This window comes from Vibrio sp. 03_296, from assembly GCF_002265885.1.
Genome location: NZ_NPKW01000615.1, coordinates 1 through 986 on the forward strand (window position 1 = coordinate 1; position 986 = coordinate 986).

General features: G+C 40.2%; 1 protein-coding gene and 2 pseudogenes. All 3 read left to right on the forward strand.

The window, feature by feature from the left end:
• Positions 1-325: RDD family protein (locus CIK04_RS26620; RefSeq protein WP_128824722.1), on the forward strand; the 325-nt coding region annotated here is incomplete at its 5' end.
• A gap of 17 nt (positions 326-342) precedes the next feature.
• Positions 343-444: pseudogene (locus CIK04_RS35720) on the forward strand (DUF3265 domain-containing protein); the annotation flags it as partial.
• A 371-nt stretch (positions 445-815) separates the two neighbouring features.
• A pseudogene (locus CIK04_RS26630) lies at positions 816-926 on the forward strand (DUF3265 domain-containing protein); the annotation flags it as partial.
• Between the last annotated feature and the right edge of the window lie 60 nt (positions 927-986).

A 986-nucleotide genomic window follows, 5' to 3' on the forward strand; every position in this document is an offset into this window, starting at 1 on the left:
AGGCTTCATCTTTGTTTTGTCGCTTTGGCTTTTGACATCAATGGATGTTGATGTCGAGGCGGACTCGATAGGTTCGGTCTCACTCAGCGTTGCGTATTTCCTATTTTGTGACTGTTTGCCCAATGGTCAGAGTATGGGTAAGCGGCTAGTCGGCTTATCAGTAAAAAGTGCTAGAACTGGCCATGACTGTAACGTCATTCAATCTATCTTCAGAAATGCATTAGGTGCATTGTTAGGGCCAATTGACTCGCTATTTATACTTGGTAAAAAGAGACAGCGACTAGGTGATAAATTGGCGAACACAATGGTGATAAAACTTAGCTAACAAGGCGTTAAAGAGGGATTCATGCCGCGTGGCATTTTTGGTATGCGGTGATTTTTGGCGGTGAAAGTGGTCTGCGGAAGCTTGGTTTATGCGGCATTCACCCCTTAACGCAGCGCTATGTGTCTTATCAAAACTACTGTTTCATTGAGGATCGGGGCAGGAATAACTTGGAAATYTAGGTAAAAGGCAGCATGGAGTAAATTTACTGATGCGTACTGCCTTTTTCTTAGTCTAAATTATCGGATTAATAGATAAAAAAGGAAACTCCGGGATGTAAAACCCAAATAATACTGAGGTTATTTGCTATAAAGGTGCGAGTAGTGCTTTTAAAATCAGTCATAATTTGCAGCTTCCATTGCTTAACAATTGTTCGATATTAGTTACAAGAATGATTGTGCGTCAATTGTTAAAGCTAAATATGTATATTTATTGGAGCTAAATCTGTTAATTAGGTGCATATTTAATGCAACAATAGACTGTTTCACAAACACATAACAAACAGTTTAAGTGGGATTCAGCACGCGTGGCATTTTTGGTATGCCGTGATTTTGGTGTTGAAGTGCTATGCAGAGGCTTGATCATTGCGTGCTTCACCCCTTAACTGGGCGTTAGCCAATCGGTAAAAATGGAGATTAGAGGCGAATGGAAGTTGTATTTGTAA